Annotated in this window: 16 protein-coding genes; 8 read left to right on the plus strand and 8 right to left on the minus strand. The window is 41.5% G+C overall.

Annotated features, from left to right (window positions below; all coding sequences use genetic code 11):
- Positions 1–2 precede the first annotated feature (2 nt).
- Positions 3–2,009, minus strand: a complete 2,007-nt coding sequence (locus GGQ60_RS06550) for an HD family phosphohydrolase (protein WP_183761338.1) — start codon at positions 2,007–2,009, stop codon at positions 3–5.
- A gap of 190 nt (positions 2,010–2,199) precedes the next feature.
- On the opposite strand from GGQ60_RS06550, the gene GGQ60_RS06555 reads away from it, so the two are divergent.
- The 8 genes from GGQ60_RS06555 (at position 2,200) to GGQ60_RS06590 (ending at position 10,881) form a co-directional block, all read left to right on the plus strand.
- Complete coding sequence (locus GGQ60_RS06555; RefSeq protein WP_183761116.1) at positions 2,200–3,057, plus strand: SPFH domain-containing protein; 858 nt, start codon at positions 2,200–2,202, stop codon at positions 3,055–3,057.
- Between the two features lie 6 nt (positions 3,058–3,063).
- Entirely contained in the window at positions 3,064–3,585 is a 522-nt protein-coding gene (locus GGQ60_RS06560) for a hypothetical protein (protein ID WP_183761119.1), read from the plus strand.
- A 2-nt stretch (positions 3,586–3,587) separates the two neighbouring features.
- Complete coding sequence (locus tag GGQ60_RS06565) at positions 3,588–3,755, plus strand: type II toxin-antitoxin system antitoxin (protein ID WP_082018483.1); 168 nt, start codon at positions 3,588–3,590, stop codon at positions 3,753–3,755.
- A gap of 411 nt (positions 3,756–4,166) precedes the next feature.
- On the plus strand, positions 4,167–5,345 hold the full coding sequence (locus GGQ60_RS06570) for an acetyl-CoA C-acyltransferase (protein WP_183761122.1): 1,179 nt from the start codon (positions 4,167–4,169) through the stop codon (positions 5,343–5,345).
- Between the two features lie 38 nt (positions 5,346–5,383).
- Positions 5,384–6,280 (plus strand): hypothetical protein, encoded by an 897-nt coding sequence (locus GGQ60_RS06575; protein ID WP_260300581.1) that lies wholly within the window; start codon positions 5,384–5,386, stop codon positions 6,278–6,280.
- Positions 6,281–6,426: 146 nt separating this feature from the next.
- Positions 6,427–8,022 carry a peptide MFS transporter gene (locus tag GGQ60_RS06580; protein ID WP_183761126.1) on the plus strand — a complete coding sequence of 532 codons (1,596 nt, stop codon included), beginning with the start codon at positions 6,427–6,429 and terminating at the stop codon, positions 8,020–8,022.
- A 65-nt stretch (positions 8,023–8,087) separates the two neighbouring features.
- A complete protein-coding gene (locus tag GGQ60_RS06585; RefSeq protein WP_183761127.1) occupies positions 8,088–9,569 on the plus strand; it encodes a peptide MFS transporter in 1,482 nt (493 codons plus the stop codon).
- A 583-nt stretch (positions 9,570–10,152) separates the two neighbouring features.
- Complete coding sequence (locus tag GGQ60_RS06590) at positions 10,153–10,881, plus strand: polyprenol monophosphomannose synthase (RefSeq protein ID WP_183761129.1); 729 nt, start codon at positions 10,153–10,155, stop codon at positions 10,879–10,881.
- A 73-nt stretch (positions 10,882–10,954) separates the two neighbouring features.
- On the opposite strand, the gene GGQ60_RS06595 is transcribed toward GGQ60_RS06590, so the two are convergent.
- The 7 genes from GGQ60_RS06595 to GGQ60_RS06625 all read right to left on the minus strand — a co-directional run.
- A complete protein-coding gene (locus GGQ60_RS06595) occupies positions 10,955–11,464 on the minus strand; it encodes a YdeI/OmpD-associated family protein (protein ID WP_183761131.1) in 510 nt (169 codons plus the stop codon).
- Between the two features lie 167 nt (positions 11,465–11,631).
- Positions 11,632–12,210, minus strand: coding sequence for a 2'-5' RNA ligase family protein (locus GGQ60_RS06600; protein WP_183761134.1), 579 nt, complete (start codon positions 12,208–12,210; stop codon positions 11,632–11,634).
- Positions 12,211–12,222: 12 nt separating this feature from the next.
- Positions 12,223–15,237, minus strand: coding sequence for a DNA polymerase III subunit alpha (locus tag GGQ60_RS06605; RefSeq protein ID WP_183761136.1), 3,015 nt, complete (start codon positions 15,235–15,237; stop codon positions 12,223–12,225).
- Positions 15,237–16,547, minus strand: a complete 1,311-nt coding sequence (dinB, locus tag GGQ60_RS06610; protein WP_183761146.1) for a DNA polymerase IV — start codon at positions 16,545–16,547, stop codon at positions 15,237–15,239. Before dinB ends, GGQ60_RS06605 begins: the two co-directional genes overlap by 1 nt.
- A gap of 380 nt (positions 16,548–16,927) precedes the next feature.
- Complete coding sequence (locus tag GGQ60_RS06615) at positions 16,928–18,889, minus strand: OmpA family protein (RefSeq protein ID WP_183761148.1); 1,962 nt, start codon at positions 18,887–18,889, stop codon at positions 16,928–16,930.
- A gap of 44 nt (positions 18,890–18,933) precedes the next feature.
- Positions 18,934–19,908 (minus strand): PorP/SprF family type IX secretion system membrane protein, encoded by a 975-nt coding sequence (locus GGQ60_RS06620; RefSeq protein WP_229685102.1) that lies wholly within the window; start codon positions 19,906–19,908, stop codon positions 18,934–18,936.
- Positions 19,909–19,962: 54 nt separating this feature from the next.
- On the minus strand, positions 19,963–22,914 hold a 2,952-nt coding region (locus tag GGQ60_RS06625), incomplete at its 5' end, for an Ig-like domain-containing protein (RefSeq protein WP_183761150.1).

The raw sequence follows: 22,914 nt of genomic DNA on the forward strand, positions 1-22,914 counted from the left end.
AATTACAAATTTTGTTGATAATCTATGCGCACATGATAGATACTCATCAGCATCGTCTTGAATATCAATTTGATAGTTTCAATATCTTTTAAGGTTAAATCACAGTCATCAAGCTGATTTTGCTCCAATTTGTAGTTGATTATGCGCTCAACCAGGTCATTTATGCTCTGTGCATCGGGATTTTTCAGACTTCTTGAGGCCGCTTCCACCGAATCTGCCAACATTAACACACCGGTTTCTTTGCTGAAAGGGATCGGTCCGGGATAGCGGAAAATATTTTCATCGACGAATTTTTCAGGCGAATTTTTCAAAAACGACTGGTAAAAATAATCAACCCGCGTGTTTCCATGGTGAGTCCTGATAAAATCAATAATCGCTTCCGGAATCTGGTTCTTTCTTAAAATCTCAATTCCTTTATGCACATGCTGAATGATGATCTGTGCGCTCTGCTCATAAGGTAACTTATCGTGCGGGCTAACAGCTGTATTCTGATTCTCGATAAAATACTGCGGGTTATCTACCTTACCAATATCGTGGTACAAGGCCCCTGCCCTTACCAACACCGAATTACCGCCTATTTTAAATATGGCAGCTTCTGCCAGGTTAGCCACCTGTAAGGAGTGCTGAAACGTTCCGGGTGCTTTAAAGGCAAGTTCCCTTAACAACCTGTTGTTGGTATTGGTGAGCTCAATTAAAGCTACATCTGATGTGATACCAAAAATACGTTCGAACAGGTAAATTAACGGGTAAGCTAAAAGAGATAAGAGTACACTAAAAATAAAAGGGATAAAACTCATCCATTCTATTTCGCGGAAAGATCCTTCACGTAACAGGGCAATACCAACAAATGAAACAAAATAAGCCAAAAGGATAAGCAATGCCGAAACCAGGAACCGCTCGCGCTTAACAAAGTTTTTTATACTGAAGATGGCAACCATGCCCGCAGTAACCTGGTAAAATACAAACTCGAAACTATTGGCTACAAAGAAACCGGCAATTAAAATCACCAGCATGTGGAGATAAAGTGCCAAACGCGTATCAAACAGGATCCTGATGATAATGGGTACCACACAAAACGGAATGTAGTATAAACTCGGGATTTCCATTTTTATGGCCCAGGTTAATGCAAGTAACATCCCTGTGGTTACAATCAGGATTAACGACAGCTGGCGGTTATCGGCAAAAATATCCTTCCGGAAGAGGAAAAGGAACGACATTAAAATGGTGATTATAAATCCAACCAGTACTACCTGCCCCAGGTAAACCAGTGCCCTGCTGCCAATGGTTTTGGTCTGCGCATCATAGGTGGCTTTATAAGATTCTAATTTCTGATAAATTTCCTCATCAATAACATCATTCTTTGCTACAATAAGTTCTCCCTTTTGCACCATGCCTTTTGTGGTAGAAATATTGTTCACGGTATTATCCTGTATGGTTTGGGTTAACCGCTCATCAAATACAATGTTCGGGGTAATATGATCAATGGCCAGATTGGCTACCAGATCGCCCATCACCTGGTTAGGAGCTTTAAAATTATCCTTAAAAAAGATCAGGGCCGATTCTGCAGTAAAAACATCCTGTGTATTTTTTTCCTGGGCTACATTATTTTCAAGTAAAGAAAAATCATAGTTTTTCCCTCCTGCCTGATGTTTCACATTTAAACTGATAATCCCTTTCTCGTAAATACGCTCCAGCAATTTATAGGATGCACTTTTATATATATCCCTATCTTTTGGGTTAAGTTGCTTAGATTTCCATTTCACATCAAATTCGTTGGCAAATTCCTCCAAGGCATTTGTTGTAATGCCCCGGTCAAATTGGTAAACGGGCAAGATATCTTTTAATGCATTCTTCTTATCGGCATTAACCTGCGGATTGGTTTTTAAAATAGCAAAACTGAAGGGCGAAATGAGGTCCTTGTTTTTCCATACCGTATTTTTTTCAAACTCATACCTAAACCGGGGTTGTTTGGGCAGAAACAGCGTAATGATAAAAACGGTAAATATCATCATCACGTATTTTAAGTTTGATGAATACTTCCGGTAAAGGATCTTATGGGAATTTCTCTTGATCTTAGCCAAAACGATATAATTATTGTATTGTCAAAAATAACATTTTTATCGAATATAAATTTTGTGGGTTTTGTTTGCAGTTATCAGATTTTATAGTTTACTTTATGATATCAAATTAATATCAATTATGTATCAAGAAAAAATTATCAGCCCGCCATCGGGTTATTTAACATTTGCACTATGCCTGGCATTGCTGGGTGCTTCTATTTTCTGTTTTGTTTCAGAAAGCTTTCTCTGGGGAGGAATTTTACTGGCAATAGATATATTCCTGGTATTTCCGGGTTTTTTAATCATCAATCCGAACCAATCGATGGTCCTCACGCTGTTCGGAAAATACATTGGTACAGTAAAGGCCGATGGATTTTTCTGGGTAAACCCCTTAACAGGAAAAAGAAGGGTATCGTTAAAAGCAAACAATTTAAACGGACAGCAGCTAAAGGTTAACGACAAACTGGGCAACCCGATTGAAATTGCGGCAGTGGTAGTTTGGAAAGTAAATGAAACTGCTAAGGCCACATTTTCGGTTGAGAATTATATGCAATACGTAAACATACAGAGTGAAGCCGCCGTTAGGCACCTGGCCAACATTTTCCCCTACGACCATGCCGAGGGCGAAGAAACAACCATTACCTTAAAGGATGGTGCAGAGAAAGTGAGCGAGCTGTTAGAAAATGAACTGAATGAGCGTTTATCGCGCGCCGGCATCGAAGTTTTAGAGGCCAGGATTTCGCATCTGGCTTATGCGCCAGAAATTGCCAGTGCCATGTTACAGCGCCAGCAGGCAACAGCAGTTATTGCAGCCCGTAAATTAATTGTTGAAGGCGCCGTAGGTATGGTGGAGATGGCCTTGGAAAAACTATCGCAAAAAGGAATTGTGGAGCTGGATGAAGAACGTAAGGCAGCGATGGTAAGCAATTTACTGGTTGTACTTTGCGGCGACAAACATGTACAACCCGTGGTCAATACCGGTACTTTATATAATTAAGCACAAATGGAATTTGAGGAGAAACAGCATTTAAAATTATGGTGGCTATACCTTATTATCGGTGTGGATGCCGTAATCGTGCTTAGCATTGTACTTTTTGACAAAGGAGGTATGAGCTTTACAGCTTTAAAAGCCGTTTATTTCGCACCCTTTTGGGCTGTACTCCTACCTTTTGCTATTATTTACCTCATCCAGCAAAATGTTTTAACATTACGCATTAACGAGGAAGGTATCTTTTATCGTTACTTTCCTTTCAAAGCTAAATTAAAACACCTTAAGTGGGATGAAATAGAGAAAACCTATATTACCAAATATGATGCTTTTGGTGATTATGGTGGTTACGGTGTTAAAAGCAGGCTTTGGTTTAAATTTAATGATAAGGCATATATTTTAAACGATAAAAACAAGGGTTTACAGCTGGAATTAAAAAACGGCAAAAAACTTTTGTTTAGTTCTAACAGAATAGATGAAATGGAAATGTTTCTTATCAATCTGAAGACCAGATACACTATACAGGCAATACAATAAAGATGGCGGAGAAAGATAAAAAAGCTTTTGTATTAAGAATTAGTCCTGCTTTACTAAAAGAAGTAGAAACCTGGGCTGCAGATGAATTCAGGAGCACCAACGGGCAGATCGAATTTTTACTTACGCAGGCTGTAAAATCAAGAAAAAAGGGAAAAGCTAAAGAGGAATAAAATTGCAAACTGCCAACGGTTAAATGATTTGGGCGTTACCCAAGCTGCGCAAGGGTCGGGCTTTGCAGGGCTGCGCTTCGCTCCGGTACCGGTGAAGAACCGGCACTGAACCCTTACAATCCCTAACGCGAATCTATCGAGCTAACCCTATCAGGTTTTCAAAACCTGATAGGGTTTTAATAACGGCCTAAGCCCCCGGCCCAGGTTAATTAAACCTGATGGCAGCGGCAGCCCCGAAGCATGAGGGCTACAGCGAACAGCAGGACGGAACAACCCCAAGCACTACAGGTCCTGCTTTCCAAAACTTATTGTTATCAGCGTGCTAAAATCATTTTTTATACGTTATTTTTAAACCTTGTAAGGTTTAACTAACTTAGCGGCCTAACCAAAAATCATAAAAATTTAGTTTACATGAAAGAAGTTGTAATCGTATCGGCTGTTAGAACGCCTATTGGCAGTTTTGGTGGTACTTTAGCCCAGTTTTCTGCTACCCAGCTTGGTGGTTTTGCCATTAAAGCGGCTGTAGAAAAAGCGGGTTTAAGGCCCGAACAGATTCAGGAAGTATATATGGGCAATGTTTTATCGGCTAATTTAGGTCAGGCACCGGCTACACAAGCCGCAAAATTTGCAGGTTTACCCGATTTACCGGCTACTACTGTTAATAAAGTATGCGCATCGGGTACCAAAGCCATTATGCTTGCAGCCCAAAGCATTGCCGGTGGTGATAACGATATTATTGTAGCCGGCGGCATGGAAAGCATGAGCAATGTGCCTTACTACCTCGATAAAGCCAGGAATGGCTATCGCTTAGGCCATGGGCAAGTGACTGACGGACTGGTAAAAGATGGTTTATGGGACGTTTACAACGATTACCACATGGGATCGGCGGCAGAGCTTTGCGCCACAGAATGTAAAATTACACGAGAGGCGCAGGATGATTTTGCTATCAACTCGTACAAAAGAGCACAGGCAGCACAAACTGCCGGAAAATTTGCAGGCGAGATTGTTGCCATAGAAGTAAAAGACCGCAAGGGCGACGTGACGTTAATTGATACCGACGACGAGCCTGCAGCAGTAAAATTTGATAAAATACCCGCACTGAAACCTGTTTTTAAAAAGGATGGAACGGTTACAGCTGCAAACGCCTCTACCCTGAACGATGGTGCTGCTGCACTGGTTTTAATGAGTGCCGATAAAGCCAAAGAACTGGGTATAAAACCCCTGGCTAAAATATTAAGCTATGCTGATGCACAGCAGGCACCGGAATGGTTTACCACAGCCCCTTCAAAAGCAATTCCGCTGGCTTTACACAAAGCCAGTATTGATATTAAAGCAGTAGATTTCTTCGAGATTAACGAGGCTTTTTCTGTGGTTTCTATTGCCAATAACCAATTGCTCGGTTTAAACGATAACCAGGTAAACGTAAATGGTGGTGCAGTATCGTTGGGCCACCCGCTGGGTGCTTCGGGTGCCCGAATTGTGGTTACCCTCCTTTCGGTACTGGCCCAAAACAATGGCAAAATCGGTGTGGCAGGCATTTGTAATGGTGGTGGTGGTGCCAGTGCACTGGTTATAGAAAAGATAGCATAACTAAAGGGATAGCTTAAAAAATCCGATCGGGCATGATAATGAAGAACCTTAATTTGCTTTTCCTGCTATTTATTCTTTTGCCGGGCTTTAATGTACAAGCGCAACAAACGCCGAATAAACTCGATGTTTTTCAGGATTCGCTGATCAAAATCTCTACAGCTACAGGAACTGCATTAAGCGATAATGAGAAGCTCGAAATTAACGGTAAATTTGTTAAACTATTAGTTGAAGCCTTAAAAACACCTCATTCTTTTGCCTATCCTTTCGATTCGTTAAAAAATGTTTCGGTAATCAAATCGCCAGATAAGGCCTTCAGAACCTTAACCTGGTATGTGCAGCTCGCAAATGGCAGCTACCGTTACTATGGTGCCATCCAGATGAATACCCAAAATGGCCCGTTAAAACTTTATCCATTAATCGACCAAACCGAGAACATGAACGATCCGAATGCCATTACCGGCAATCAGAAATGGTTTGGTGCGCGCTATTACGAAATTATACCCGTAACCAGCGGAAACCGCCTGCCGTATTATGTATTGTTGGGCTGGAAAGGAAATACGCAGGCTACCACCAAAAAAGTAATCGAGATCCTTTCTTTTGATAAGGATAATGCCGTTTTTGGAGCACCTGTTTTTGACGGAAAAGAACTGAAAGGAAAAAACAGGCTCATATTTGAATATGCCAAATCGAATGCCATGATGCTTAAAACCGATGTAAAAGCTGGGATGATTGTATTCGACCACCTGGCTTCTTTTGATCCGGAAGTAAAAGATAAGTTCGAATTTTACGGATCGGACGGCACTTTTGATGGTTTCAAAATTATTGGTGGTAAATTAAAATTACAGGAAGAGCTCACACTAAACAACGACCCAAATTCGAACGATGAGCTTTACGCAGATCCGAAGAAAAATGTTAAACCCATCCGGAAGTTTTAATTTTTAACAAAACTTAACAGCTTCATTACCTGATACCTCATTTAAAAATTTGTGAGTTTGGTATCCACTGACTATATTGCGCCTGCTAAACTAACTTAAACAACACACAAATTCTGAATTCATAAACTAAAACCAACAATTGTTTTATGCAAAAATCTAATGAAACCATTAGTATTGACCATGATAAAGAGCTAGATCTCCATTTAGAAAGTCAAGGTGTATCCAAAGAAAAATTATTTAGCCACCCGGTAGGCCTTTTTGTGCTCTTTTTTACCGAAATGTGGGAAAGATTTAGCTATTACGGAATGCGGGCCATATTGGTCTTGTTCCTGGTTAGCGATTTAAGTAAAAATGGCTGGGGATGGCCACGGCCTGAAGCCCTGCAGCTTTACGCTATCTACACTGGTTTAGTGTATTTTACACCAATATTGGGTGGTTTAATTGCCGATAGATTTACAGGTTACCGGAAAGCTGTTATCATCGGCGCTTTTATTATGACCCTTGGCCATGCTGCTATGGCACTTGAAGGTTTTAGCAACAACTTTTTCTACCTCGGCTTACTGTTACTGATTGTGGGTAATGGATTTTTTAAGCCAAATATCTCTTCAATTGTAGGTAAACTTTACCCTCCCATCAGCGATAAAAAAGACAGTGCATATGCCATTTTCTACATGGGTATTAATTCGGGTGCCTTTATCGGTATGTTAATGTGCGGTTACATCGGCGAAAAAGTAGGCTGGCACTACGGTTTTGGTCTAGCAGGTGTTTTTATGCTTTTCGGTATGCTGCAATTCTATTTTGGCCAAAAAATATTTGGGGTAATTGGTGCATCTGTAGATAAAACCAAAGCGGTTGAAAAAGCTGACCCAACGGTAGAAGAAATTCCAGCAAAAGTAAGAAGCCAGCGTTTATGGGTTATTGCCATCTTATCGATTTTCACCATTTTCTTCTGGATGGTATTTGAACAGGCAGGTGGTTCGATGACCATTTTTGCCAAAGATTATACATTAAGAAATTTAACTGGCGGTGCAGCAACTACTTTTAAATGGGTAGATAGTATCCTTACCATATTCCCCCTGGTAGCTGTAACTTTCGTGCTCTTCTCTTTAGCGAAGAAAATCTTTAAAAAATACCCGGCAACGATTTTATTTACTTTATTGAGCTTTGCCATTATTTGGGTACTGGCTATCTGGAAAGTAGACCGTGAGCTGGCTTCTGTAAGCACTGAAGTACCTGCATCGTGGTTCAGCGTACTTAACTCCTTCTTCATTGTATCTTTAGCGCCTATCGTTTCAAAAATCTGGGAAACCAGGTTTAATCCCAGCGGCCCTGTAAAATTCGGATTTGGTCTGATATTCGTTGGCATTGGTTTCGCAGGTTTGGCCTATGGTGGTTCGGCGATTCCACAAGGTGCTACTTCGGCAGAAGTAAGCCTGTTCTGGCTTGTTTTTGCTTACTTCTTCCATACCGTGGGTGAGCTATGCATTTCTCCGGTAGGTTTATCTTATGTAAGCAAGCTGGCACCAGCTAATTTGGTTGGTTTAATGTTTGGTGTGTTTTTCACCTGTACTGCCATCGGAAATTACCTTGCTGGTGCTACCGGATCGCTGATTGATAAAATCAGTTCCGCTTATTCTATCTCAACATTTTTCTTAATATTTACCATTATCCCAATTGTGGCAGGTTTAATTATGTTTGCATTAAGCCCGTTATTACGCAAATGGATGCATGGTGTTCATTAACAGCAAAAAAATAAATTTAAATAAAGCCCGGTTCCTGATCGGGCTTTTAATTTTTAACCGATTTCATGGAAAAAACAGTTTCAATAGAAGATATCCAGAACTTTGAGGGCAAATACCCTAAACAGCTTTGGCACCTGTCGTTGGTAGAAATGTGGGAACGTTTTTGTTTTTACGGTATGCGGGGTGTACTGGCCTTTTTTATGGTCGATCAGCTTGGTCTTAGCGATCAGCAGTCGAACTTACAATATGGTGCTATCCAGGCATTTGTATATGCATTTACTTTTATCGGTGGAATTTTTGCCGACAGGATTTTGGGCTTTCGTAAATCACTTTTCTGGGGTGGTTCGTTAATGATTATCGGTAACCTGATCCTGGCTTTCTCCCCACATGATTTATTTTATATTGGCATTACGCTTTCCATTATTGGCACAGGTTTTTTTAAACCCAATATCTCATCGATGGTTGGCGAACTTTACCATGAGAAAGATAACCGGCGGGATGCCGGCTATGGCTTATTTTATGCAGGCATTAACGTAGGCGGCCTGTTGGGTGGAGCCATGTGTATTTACTTAGGTAAATATTACAGCTGGCACCTGTGCTTTTTATCGGCTGCCCTGGTTATGATGTTTGGTTTAGGCACCTTTATTTTTACCAAAAAATATTTAGGGCCAATTGGTATTTCACCTTTGCTGCACCTTAAAAAAGCCAGGCAGAAAGTAGCCGAAATTTCGGTATATACAGGTTCTATCCTATGCATCCCCCTCATTTACATCATGGTAAAAAACACTGATTTTACCGATTATTTTATGTATACCATCGGAATAATTGCCTTGATTTACTTTCTATATGAGACTTTTAAAATAAATGATAAAAAGGCACAGTATAAACTGCTTGCAGCATTTGTGTTTATCTTCTGTTATTTCATTTTTATGGCCATTTCTGAGCAAAGCGGTGGTTCACTATCGTTATTTGCCAAAGATAACCTCGACCATAAAATCCTGTTTTTTAATATCGACCCCAATGTGGTAAACAATAGCGTAAACTCTTTCTTTGTTATTGTTTTTAGTCCGATAGTGGGCATTTTATGGCTAGGTTTATATAAACGCAAAATTGAGCCCAATACTGTTGTTAAATTCGGTATTGGCTTCCTCCTGCTGGCCCTGAGTTTTTATGTATTTTATGCCACCCGTTTCTTTGCAAATGCACAAGGGATCAGCTCATTAAATGTATTTACGCTGGCTTATCTGTTGTTAACCCTGGGCGAACTTTGTTTAGGCCCCATTGGAATGTCGATCATTACCAAACTTTCGCCTAAAAAAATGTTCGGAATGATGATGGGACTCTGGTTTTTATCAAGTGCCTTTGGCCAGCTGGCCGCAGGTAAACTGGGTGCAGAAATGTCGAGTATTGATAACGCTTCCTTAACGACCAAATTAATAGCTTATACAGAGGGGTACAAGGCATTGGCCTTATATTCTTTAATTGCGGGATTGGCGTTGATTATTTTCTCGCAACTGGTTAAAAGATTAATGCAGGAGGTAAGGTAAATTTCTTTGTCGTTCGGAGGCTCAGAGGGGCAATGCTTTTAGGCATGTATTTCATGCGTTTTAAAAAGAGGGATAATTATGATGTGTTGGAAATGAAAGGGTTCATGCTCCTGGCAGCCCGCTCTCCCGCTCTTTGCTTCAAGCCCTTGCCTCCATGCTTCGGTCCGCAGGCTTTAAACGCCCATCGGGTTTAGAAACAAAGGATTTGCTGAAAAGCTAAAAATAAATACTGTTAGTCGGGATTTACAATCCCGACTTAAGAACTTAGGATTTGTGATCCTCCTAAACAGCATAAACAGATTACAAATCTGTAAAGCAATGATCCGGATTATAAATCCGGACCAACAGAAGCTTAATCTGTGGTGATCCATAAAAATCATCGGGAAATAATTAGTGCTATTCGAAAAGTTAGCTCACGAGATAGGCGATGAAACAAGTTCAGTATAACGAATTATCTCGAATTAATGAAAATTCATAAAGGTTTCATATTAAATATTTACTTTCGCAAATTAAAAGCAAAGTGCATAATATAAACAGGCACAGCATAACGCATACAAATCACAAAAGCTTAACCAGAACAAACGTGTCAGATAGTCTAGTCATCATTCCCACTTATAACGAGAAGGAAAACATCGAAAAAATCATTAGAAAGGTTTTTTCTTTAACACAACCTTTTCATGTGTTAATTATTGATGACGGTTCTCCTGATGGAACTGCTGAAATTGTAAAATCGTTGCAAGACGAATACGAAGGCCATTTGTTTATTGAAGAACGTTCGGGCAAACAAGGCTTGGGTACGGCATATATTTATGGTTTTAACTGGGCATTACAAAAAAATTACGATTACATTTTTGAAATGGATGCCGATTTTTCGCACAATCCGGACGACTTGGCCCGCCTGCGTGAAGCTTGTGTAAATGGTGCTGATGTAGCAATAGGCTCCAGGTATGTTAAAGGCGTAAATGTGGTGAACTGGCCTATGGGCAGAGTTTTAATGTCGTACTTTGCTTCGATGTATGTTCGTTTTATTACCCGGATTAACATCCAGGATGCTACTGCAGGTTTTAAATGCTACCGCAAAATCGTGTTGGAAACCATTCCGCTAAACAAAATCAAATTTGTAGGTTATGCCTTTCAGATTGAAATGAAATTTACCGCAATAAAATTCGGATTTAAAGTGGTTGAGGTACCCATTATCTTTACCGACCGCACTGAAGGCACTTCAAAAATGAGTACCCGTATTTTCAGGGAAGCTTTTTTGGGTGTAATCCAGATGAAAGTGAACAGCTGGTTCAGGAATTATAGCCGATAGTTTAGAGTTGACAATTGATAGATGGCTATACCTGCATTATCCAACCATGAACCATCAACCAAGCTTTCCTCACTCAGGTTTTACCTTGTGATTCACGAATCATAGTGCCAAAGTCCTGCCCTTTATCCATTGCTTTAACCGTCATAACAAGCCTTTTGGTTCGGGTGGGTTCTGTTTTGGCCTGATTGATCCAGTTGATGTAGTAGTTTTGGTGTGATTTGGGCTGTTTTAAGAAATTCTGCATCAGGTGCTCTTCTTCTGATAAACAGATTTCGAGATCTTCGGGCATTTCAATTTTAAAGTCTTTATCTTCCGTCAGAGACAACTCGATGGCTGCACCGGCTTCTTTTCTGAGTTTTTTGCGTAAAGTGCCGTTTAAAGCAATAATAAAATCGCCTTCCCCCATGGGTATGGTAGCCAGTCCCGAAACCTCGATTTCATCTATTTTACCTTTAACCCTGAAGCTTTTTTTACAACCGGCTTTAATTTCGTTAGCTAAAACTCCTGGGATAAATACATAGCTCCAGCCGGTTTTTTCTCCCATGGTTTCGAAACGTTCTATTTCTGCTTTAAAGTGGATCATGGTTTAAATATAGAAATTATGTTGCTGAAAAGGCTGATAAACGATAGAATCGTCAGGCTGATTATACACGGAAACACACCAGCTTACACAAAATATTATTCGGTTCAAAAAAAAGCCAGATCATGAGCCGATTAGCAAAATTATTCGGGCTCATGATTTTAAAAATATTAGTTAAACAGTAAATATTGAGTATCAATTAAAGGATTTTCTAAAAATTTAAAGGTTTTAATTACTTCAAACTGCCTTTTAGTTTCGTTAAACTTCCGTATGGCAACTGTATCGCAGTTAAACTTTAAACTAACCTGATCATATAAATTTTCGGCCAGTTCAATTTGAGCTGAACTTAACTCACGGCCAATCGAAATATGGGCATTGCTGCCATTTATGGTCTGGCTTGTTCTAAGTTGTTTTCTAAGCCTCTTTAAAAGATCAGTTAAATAAGCTTTGGATAAATCGTTTGGGAGCAAAACAATTGCACGACTAAATTTCGACAAACTTAACTGATCAAAAACTACTTCCTGCTGTTTCTGAGTGTAGCAAAATTCTTCGATCTGTTCGATATAAAAATTAAGCTCGTACTGATCTGCCATAAACACAACGACCGTAATGTGCGCTTTTGAATTCCTGCTGGCAAACCATCCAATTTTAGCGGCAAACTTATCTTTCATCACTGCTATTTCATCAATAACTTTGGCTTGAGGGTAAATAACTACCGAGTACCAATCCCTGTTAAGTTTTAAATTCATATCGTTAATTTTTCAATTGATCGCTACTGGGTTTAACTGAATATCAAGTTTGGCAAATTTCAGCACCTCAATACTCTGAAAACCAAAATCTTCAACTACCTTACCCAAAATAAGGTAACAGCCCTTACCTTTAAAAGGGTAAATGGGCGTTGTATTGGGAAAATGTGTGGTATCAAAAAAATCACCGTTGGCATCTAAAAATGTACCGAACCACATTTTGGTATTTTTAATGGTATGCACTGTTTTTTCGCACACGTAATTCCCTACCATCCTGATGGTTTTACCCAGATGCCTATGCAGATCGGCCGCCATTACATCGCCACGATAACTGGTTTTCAGAAAATCGAACATTTTATGATTCAGCGGGTAACCCAGCAGTTCTAATTCGGTATAGGCATTCTCCAGCTCCGAATCTGCCAGCTCGGGCAACTGGTAAGTTTTATAGCTCAGTTTAAAAAGCTCAGCTGCATTTACTTTCTTTTGTTTAAAGCCCAGGTAATTATGCACATCCCAAAGCAGGGTTTTACGGTCTTTGCCGGTAAAACGCAGGCAGCCCAGACGAATTAAAATAATGGCCTGTTCTAACGAAATATGGGTCCGTTTTACGAAATCTTCCAGGTCGAGGTAAGGTCCGTTGACCCTGCGCTCGGCGGGAATAATCTTGATATTTTTTTCTTCCAACCCCTGAATGCCGATAAAACCCAGGTAAACCTCCTCGCCCTGTATATTCACCACTTCATCGCTGTGGTTTACACATGGTAAATACACCTTTGCCCCGGTTTTCTGCAATTCGTTAACGTACACCCACCTGCTGTAAAAACCACCGTAATTGTTAAGTACGGCAACCATAAACTCCATGGGGTAATAAGTTTTGAGGTACAGGCTCTGGTAGCTTTCTACAGCAAAAGAAGCGGAGTGTGCTTTCGAAAAGCTGTAACCTGCAAAAGAGGAAATCTGCCGCCATACCTCGGTAATCAGTTCTTCAGCATGCCCTTGTTTACGTGCTGAAGCAAAAAATTTATTTACCAGCTCATCGAAAGCGAGTTTAGACCGGTACTTACCGCTCATGGCCTTGCGCAGGACGTCGGCATCTGCCAGATCAAGGCCCGCAAAATAATGGCATACTTTAATCACATCTTCCTGGTAAACCATTACACCGTAGGTTTCGGCCAGTTGCTGCTTCATTACATCACAGAGGTACACCACCTTATCGGGTGCATGGTAACGCTCGATGTACGATTTCATCATGCCCGAACTGGCCACCCCCGGACGGATAATAGAACTGGCGGCCACCAGGGTGAGGTAATTATCGCATTTTAGTTTTTTAAGCAGTTGCCGCATGGCAGGCGATTCGATATAAAAACAACCTATAGGTTGCCCCTCTTTTAAGATCCTGTTCAATTTGGCATCATTCTTAAAAGTTGGAAAATCGTGTATATCAATCGGTTTCCCTTTGTTTTTTTGAATCAGCTGCACGGCTTCCCGAATATGGCCAATGCCCCGCTGACTCAGAATATCGAATTTTTCATACCCAATGGCTTCGGCTTCGTACATGTCCCACTGTACCGTGGGAAAACCTTTAGGCGGCATATCCAATGCGGTATAATACGTGATGGGCTCTTCCGAAATCAAAATTCCACCGGCATGAATGGAACGCTGGTTGGGCATATTTTTCATGTAATGGTGCACAGTTAGCAGCTTTTGGTAGGTTTTATCCTTCAGGTTTTCTTTTTCTTTGGTCGGGTCGGTAAAACTGTCGATTTCCGCTTTGGGCAAGCCCATTACTTTACCAATTTCGCGGATAATGGCACGGTCTTTAAAAGTGCTCATGGTACCCAGAAAAGCCACATGCCCTTTGGGATAACGTTCAAAAATATAACGCTGGATCGTTTCGCGCTCGTCCCATGAAAAATCGATATCAAAATCAGGCGGACTGGTCCGTTTCTCGTGCAAAAACCTTTCAAAGTATAAATCGAGATCGATAGGATCTACATCTGTAATACGCAAACAATAGGCCACCATACTATTTGCTCCCGATCCGCGGCCCACGTGGTAAAAACCACAGGTGTTTATGGCGTAGTTTACAATATCGTAAGTGATGAGGAAATAGGCACAGAAATTTTTGAGTTCAATAATACGCAGTTCTTTCTCCAGTCGGAGAACGGCCTCCGGGTTATTTTCGCCATAGCGGTATTTAAGGCCGGTTTCGGCCAGTTCGCGCAGCATTTTCTTATCGCCATCCAACGTACCGGTATAATAAAACTTGTTTTTAGATGAAGGCACCGGGCTATTTTCGAAATATATACTCAAATTGCAACTGTCTAATAATTGCTGCGTGTTTTGAATAATGAATGGATACCGCTCAAACTGCCGGGTAAGTTCGGCTTCAGGAATCAGGAATTCATCGGGATCGCATTTCTGCTCACCGGGTACTTTACTGAGTAAGGTATTCAGTTCTATGGCCCTAAAATATTCGTGCAGGCGGTACGTAATTTTATCACTTACAGTAACGGGATGCCAGACCAGCAGTTTATCTTTCTGCTTTAAAAGCGGATGTTGATATAAAAAGTTAAGCTGCTTGGCACGGATACCTACATATTCGTTTGCTTTTAACGCTTGGCTGAAAGTTTTTTGAAAAGGATAAATGATATACACATGTTCCATTTCGGGTGGGTTTTCGGGCAGCGGAATGTTGTATATGTTATGGTAACTTAAAAACTCATTGAGTTCGCGCATGCCTTCCCTGTTTTTAGCAATGCCTACATACAATAGCCTGTAACCGATCCTGAATTCGATACCTGCAGCCGGTTTGATCTGATATGGAATATTGCCTTTGTGTACCTCATCAGCTTCTTTGGCTATTCCCTGTTTATAGCACTCACGGATAAACTCTACCGCCCCGGTCGAATTGTTGATATCGGTAAGTACCATTTGACGGATGCCCAGGTGCCGTGCAGTAGCAATTAGTTCACTAATACTTTGTGTACCATATTTTAAGCTATATGAAGAATGGACATTCAAAAACATCAGTCGTAAGATTTAGTTCCAACAGTTCCCTTTTCACTCATAAAACTTCTGATCTTTGAGTGTTTTCTTATTTCCTGTTCTTCTTCAGCAGCATTTTCGATCAGCATTTTCTTTTTCCGCGGATCGTATTTAATTATTTTCCCTTTTTCATCGCGGGGTGGCTGGGTTACAATGCAGGCCTTTACCACCGCCTCAGCTCCATAGCTATTGCGAACCTTATCCATGGCCTGGTACAGGCTATATTCTTCTTCGGCAATGTGGTATAAGCCCATCTGCTCATAACCGCTTACCAAATGCGACAGTTTTACCCCTACCAAACGCAGTAACATCCTTTTGGTATAAACCTTTTCGAAAAGGCTATGGGCTTTGCTGATCAGGAAAGAATCGAGCGAGGTGTAAGGAATCCGTTCCTGCTGGGTAACGGTTTCGAAATTGGTGTAGCGCACGGTTACAGTAATACAGGCCGTTAGTTTTTTCTGGTTGCGCAGCTGAAAAGTTAAACCGGTTACCATGCCGGTAATGATCGATTTGAGTTTAGCCATATCCATGGTATCGCTTTCGAAAGTAGCCTGTGTGCCGATCGACTTTCTTTCGCGGTAAGGTACCACAGGTGCCAGATCGATCCCGTTTGCCTTTTGCCATAAACTCAGTCCGTGTTGTCCCAGTATTTTAAACATCAGCTGTTGCGGGATTTGTGTAAGGGTAAGGATTTGCCTCACCCCCATTTCGCTCAGTTTTTTATAGGTGGCATGACCAATACCCGGAATTTTATGGATTGCCAGGGGATCGAGAAATGGCCGCAGTTCCGGATAAGTAACCTGCCGCTCGCCGGCCGGCTTTGATTCATTGGTTGCAATTTTGGCCACCGTTTTATTGATGGATAAACCAAAAGAAATGGGCAGGCGCATTTCTTTAATAATGGTTTTCCTGAGTTCGGAAGCAAATTTCATGCAGCCAAAAAAACGGTCCATACCGGTCATATCGATATAATGTTCGTCAATACTGGCTTTTTCGAAAAGTGGTACTTTATCGGCGATGATTTCAGTAATCTCGTGCGAAGCCTGTGAGTATTCTTCCATATCGCCCCTTAAGAAAATGGCCTGCGGACAAAGCAGCTTTGCTGTTCGGCCGGGCATTGCCGAATGGATACCATATTTCCGGGCTTCATAGCTGCACGAAGCCACTACACCCCTATCGCCACCACCACCAATAATGACGGGTTTGCCCAATAGTTTGGGATTTTTCCTGATTTCTACCGACACAAAAAATGCATCTTGATCCATATGAATAATCTGCCTTTCTTTTTCCATTGCTGTTTTAATGGGATTGACAATCAAAAATACTAATATTTTTAGTTTAATTAAATTTAAAACTTCATTTATTTTAAACAAAATACTAACAATTTTAGTTTTTTTTATTTTTATTAAGAAATTAACCTCAAATCAATATTCACCATATTGGGCATGAAACATATTATAAAACCAGCTGTTAAAGCAAGCCAGGATCCCGCAGGCTTTTAGGGCTGAAAAGAGCTATGGAAGAAAGGATAGTTTGTGAGGACACAGGCGCGGCGGTAAGGTTTATTCGTGACTTTTCGCTTCGCAGGTCAGGGTAACGAGGGCGTATCATAAAAAATGCCTCTGGTTTATACCGGAGGCATTAAAAATATTAGGATTTCTTTATAGTTATGTTATTGCTTTACAATTTTAAACTCGGTTCTTCGGTTGAGCTGGTGCTCTTCTTCAGTACAGTTTACTCCGTTGGTACATTGGTTTAATACCTTGGTTTCGCCATATCCTTTTGCCGTGATGCGATTTTTATCAACACCCCTCGAAATGATATATTCTACAGCAGATTCGGCTCTTTTTTGCGATAATTTCAGGTTGTAACTATCCTTACCCCGGCTATCGGTATGCGAACCTAATTCAATCCAGATGGTTGGATTATCGATCATGATTTTAACCAATTTATCCAGTTCCGCTGCCGCATCCGGGCGGATGTTCCATTTATCGAAATCGTAATAGATATTTTCGAGCTTAATTGCTTTATCGATCACAATAGCTTCCAATTGCAGATTTTGTGTCAGTACGGCTGAAGTGGTTAAACCAATGGTTGTAAGACTTTTCACATCAGATCTGTAGTTTGTTTTCTCTGCTGATACATGGTATTCAGATTCTTTGGCTAAATTGAAGGCATAATTACCATTCTCATCGGTTTCGGTTTTTAAGGCCATACCGTTTACCTTTGCCAGTGTTACTAACGCACCTGCAATGGGCTGGCTGCTGCCTTTATCAACTACCCTGCCTTCTAATTTGAAAGCGAGGATCATGTTCTGATCGATGGTATAAATATCATCGCTGCCTAAACCACCTTCGCGGTTGGAGGAAAGGTACACGATACCTCCTTTTTCGTTTAAACTAAAGCCAAAATCATCGTGCGGAGAGTTAAAAGGATAACCCATATTTTCGATCTGGCCTATTTTGCCCTTTTCTTTTAAAGCGCGGTAAACATCTAACCCACCCATTCCAACTCTACCATCGCTGGAAAAGTAAAAGTTATCCTTTTCATCAAAAACCGGACTGCGTTCATTGCCTTCGGTATTTACTTCTTTCAGGTTAATCGGCTTGCCCCATGCACCGCCATCTGTTTTAAGACAAACATAAATATCAGTTCCGCCCAGTCCCCCTGGCATATTCGAAGCAAAATAAAGGCTACTTCCATCGGCACTGATAAAAGGATCGCCTACAGAGTACTGGTTCACATTGTTATAAGTAAATGAAACGGGTTCGCCCCAAACGCCGTTGGCACCTTTTGTACTGCTAAAAATCTCCACATTAACCGTTGTTGGTTGTTTTTTTAAACGCTCCAGTTCATCGGTGATGCGGGTAAGTGTAAAATACATCGTTTTTCCATCGGCGGTAAAACTTGCCGAACCCATATGATACCTGGTACCTGTTTTTACAGGAAACAACTGAAGGCTATCGTTTGGTGAAGGTTTAATGTATAGCTTCAGGTATCCGTTACCTGTCCAGCCGTATACTTTTTTATCGGGTTCTTTTGTTCCGTCGAATTTTAAAAATGGTTTACTTTCCCGGGTGTTTAAATCAATATCTGATCTATCGGAAGTCAATACAACTCCTCCCTGATAATTAACTGCACCCCAATCAGACTGCGCACTATTTAACGCTTTTTGGTTGATCAGTTCGATTTTCTTCGGATTTCTGATCCATTTCAATGCCGAATCGCAAGAGGCAAGCCAAACCGCACGCTGCTTTTCTGTTACATTTTTATTTTTATCAATGTAATCCAGGTACTGTACTTTTGCTTCGCTATACTTTGAATTATGTTGCAAGGCTTTGGCATAAGCTAAAATATTTTCGGGACCACTACCAGGCATTTTGGCTGCAATAGCACACCAGCTTTCGGCCTGTTTATAGTTGTAAACCAAGTTATAGGCACTGGCCAAACGTTCGGCGGTATGCAGCGTTGCTTTCTTTTTATAGGCCTGCTCGTATAAATCTATTGCTTTGCTGTAATTAAACAGCTCATATTGTTTATCGGCATCTTTTAATACATACTGAGCGCTTGCCGAAAAACTGAACAGGAATAAACAATATGCAGAAAGTGAGGTGCCTATTAGAAGTTTCTTCATTATGCTGTTTGGATAGTTAGTCAAAAATACTGAATATAGTTAGTTTAAAACACCCTCGGTGTGGCCAGCCTGATATTCTGTCTGATGAAAGAATATGCAATAGAGATCTCATGCGTGCCACTGCTATAACCCTGTAACGGACCGATGGAGAAATCGTAACCATAACCGATCCTGATTTTTTCGGATGGGAAAATCTGTATCGCGGCTACCGCGGAATTTCGAGGGGTAAGATCGCGCTGCAAATAACTTTTATCATACAATTTTACTCCTGTACGGTATGAACCACCGATCCAGATAAAATCTTTGATCATTAAAAAGGCATTTAGATCCAAACTTGTAGGACCACCACGGTCATCTTTCAATAAAAAAGAAGGCTTAAGCTGGAAATCTTCAGAAAGTGGGAACAGAGCACCTGCTGTTAAATAATAATGGGGTTTAGGCTGAGGGATAAAAGCATAGCGGTCGATATTGATGTAAGTAGCGATCAGGTTATCGGCCGAAAACCCCGCATAATATTTATCGTTGGCAAAGTACACCCCTGCCCTGGCATCGGGTACAATGGTGCTCTGCATACCTACGGGCTGATTGGGTTCGGGGTTATTGGGGTTTAACAGCGAACCGTCTATACCCAGCTGTACCATCCCCACCCCAAGGCCCAAAGCAAGGCGCGAGCTGCCATCGTCGTTCATCCTGATGCGGTAAGCATAATTGCCGTAAATACTCAGGTTGGTCTGCGCACCAAGCTTATCGCTGGCCACCTGAAGCGCCAAACCTACATTACCGCTGTTGGCAATGGCATCAACCGCCAGCGACATGCTTCTGGGTGCACCCGTAATACCTGTCCACTGGCTACGGTAAAAACTGTGCACATTTAACACTTCTTTATAGCCTGCATAGGCAGGATTGATGTAAATGCCATTAAACATGTACTGGCTATACTGGGCATCCTGTTGGGCTGATGCCATATGAGAAAGCAAAATCAAACAGCCCGCTATTAATCCTATTAATTTATTCATCATCTTAATATCTTAATGTACAGCCTGGGTAAACCAGACTGTACAAAGCCTCATACCTTATTTTTTAAATGCTCTGATTAATGTAATGTAACCTTTAAACACTTCGTACTGATCACTTCCTGCCTTTTTAACACGCAGTAAATAGTAGTAAGTACCTTCGTTTAAGCCCTCGCCTGTCCAGTTATTCTGGTAACCTTTGGCACGGAATACCTCGTTGCCCCAACGGTTAACAATGGTTAGTTCGTTGGTTTGGTATTGATTAATGCCCAAAATTTCGAAGGTATCATTTATGCCGTCACCGTTTGGCGTAAACAGGTTAGGTATAGTAAGACCAGTGAAATTAGCGGTTAAGGTTACTGCAGCTACATTCGTATAATAACCGAAAGCATCCCTTACGCGATAGCTAAAGGTATCATTGCCGGTATAGCCCGGATCCGGTGTATAGGTGATGGTACCATCAATATTTACCGTTACTTTACCATGTTTAGGCTGAATCATAATTTCTACCGTTAACTGATCGAGAGTAGAATTTCCCGGATCATCGTTAGCCAGTACATTAATGGTAACCGGTTTATTGACTACGGTACCTCCTTCATCATCAATTGCTCTTGGCGATTTAGGCACCGTAATAACCGTAGCGGAATTATTGCCTTCTGATGTTCCGGAAATATCAGAAACATTAGTACCATCAGCTGTTCTGGCATTTACGCTTGCGGTATTGGTTACTGTACCCAGATCTTTATCTGCCTGGGTTAAAGTATATACTTCAACATCAGTGGTAGTTGCACCAGGGGCAAGTCCGCCGGCAACAGTAATCATCTTATTGTTTAAGCCCAGCTTAGCATCTGTTAAAGTAATGCTATTTAAGGTAACCGAACCTGTGTTTTTAATGGTAAAGGTATAAGTAACCTTGTTACCGCTAAATGTGGCCGTTTTAACCAGCGCTATCGCGCCTGTATTCGGAATTACGGTAATGGTTGGTGTATCGTTATTTTCGGCCGTTCCGGATACATCTTTCACCGTAACATTAGCCGGTGTTTGAGCGGTAACACCAGCCGTGTTGGTCACTTTGCCTGCATCCTTATCGGCCTGGGTTAATTGATACACGTAACTATCGGTTACAGTTGCACCCGGTGCCAGTGTTCCAGGAATTACCCTGTTTAAGCCCAGTTTGGCATCTGTTAAAGTAATGATATGCAGGGTAACATTTCCGGTATTTTTTACACTGAAGTTGTAAGTAATGCTATTACCATCACTGCTTAAGGTACCCGTTTTAACCAAAGTAATGGTTGATGCCGGAGCAATTACCGTTACTGTAGCATCATCAAGAGCCGGTGTATTCGGATCATCTGATTTAGGTTTATTTAAAGTACCACCATTTGGTGTTTGGGCAGTAGCCGAAGCCTGGTTGGTAAACGAACCTGTATTTACTTCAGTTAAAGTTACAGTATGTTTCGCTGTAACCGTTACGCTTGCACCTGGCAACAGACTTGCAATACCGGCCGGTAAGATCGACCCCGGATCGGCACCTGCATCGGTAATGGCAACATTTGTTAATGTTACATTACCCGTGTTGGTTACCACAATGTTGTAATTAATTACATCACCTGCTTTGCTCACTGTGTTGGTGGCCACTTTGGTTAAGCTCATTGCTGGTGCCGGCACCAAAGTTACCGTTACCGGAATGGTTACCGTTGTGGTACCCCCCTTGCCATCACTTACAGTTACAGTAAATGTATCGTTACCCACATAACCAGGAGTTGGGGTAAAAGTATAGGTACCATCGGCATTTACTACTACTGTACCATGTACAGGAGGCGTAGTTACCGTAAAGGTAAGTGGATCTCCATCTGCATCGCTTGCCGTAATGTTTCCATTTACCGCTGTATTTTGTGGTGTGGTAATGGCTGTTGCGGTGGCAACAGGCGCATCATTCACAGGGTTAATGGTTACCGGAACAGTTACGGTTACCGTGCCTCCTTTACCATCGCTAACGGTTACCGTAAAGGCATCTGTACCGTTATAATTTGCAGCTGGTGTGTATGTATAAGTACCATCAGGGTTAACCACTACTGTACCATGTGCAGGAGGTGTAGTTACCGTAAAGGTAAGCGGATCGCCATCTGCATCACTTGCCGTAATGTTTCCATTAACCGGAATATCTTCATTGGTGGTAACCGCCGGTGAAGTGGCAACAGGAGCAACATTCGTCGGGTTAACGGTTACGTTAATGGTTACCGTAGTCGTACCACCTTTACCATCGCTAACGGTTACCGTGAACACATCCGTACCACTGTAGTTGTTTGCCGGAGTGTAGGTATAAGTTCCATCAGGATTAACCACTACTGTACCATGTGCAGGAGGCGTGGTTACCGTAAAGGTAAGCGGATCGCCGTCTGCATCACTTGCCGTAATGTTTCCGTTAACAGGGGTATTTTTATTGGTAGTGATGGCCGGTGAAGTGGCAACAGGTGCAACATTCGTCGGGTTAACAGTTACGTTAATCGTTACCGTAGTCGTACCACCTTTACCATCGCTAACGGTTACCGTGAACACATCCGTACCACTGTAGTTGTTTGCCGGAGTGTAGGTATAAGTTCCATCAGGGTTAACCACTGCTGTACCATGTGCAGGAGGCGTAGTTACCGTGAAGGTAAGCGGATCGCCGTCTGCATCACTTGCCGTAATGTTTCCGTTAACAGGGGTATTTTTATTGGTGATGATGGCCGGTGAAGTGGCAACAGGAGCAACATTCGTCGGGTTAACGGTTACGTTAATGGTTATCGTAGTCGTACCACCTTTACCATCGCTAACGGTTACCGTGAACACATCCGTACCACTGTAGTTGTTTGCCGGAGTGTAGATATAGGTTCCATCAGGATTAACCACCACTGTACCATGTGCAGGAGGCGTGGTTACCGTGAAGGTAAGTGGATCGCCGTCTGCATCACTTGCCGTAATGTTTCCGTTAACAGGGGTATTTTTATTGGTAGTGATGGCCGGTGAAGT

It is taken from the genome of Pedobacter zeae, from assembly GCF_014196715.1.
GTDB classification, from domain to species: Bacteria; Bacteroidota; Bacteroidia; order Sphingobacteriales; family Sphingobacteriaceae; genus Pedobacter; species Pedobacter zeae.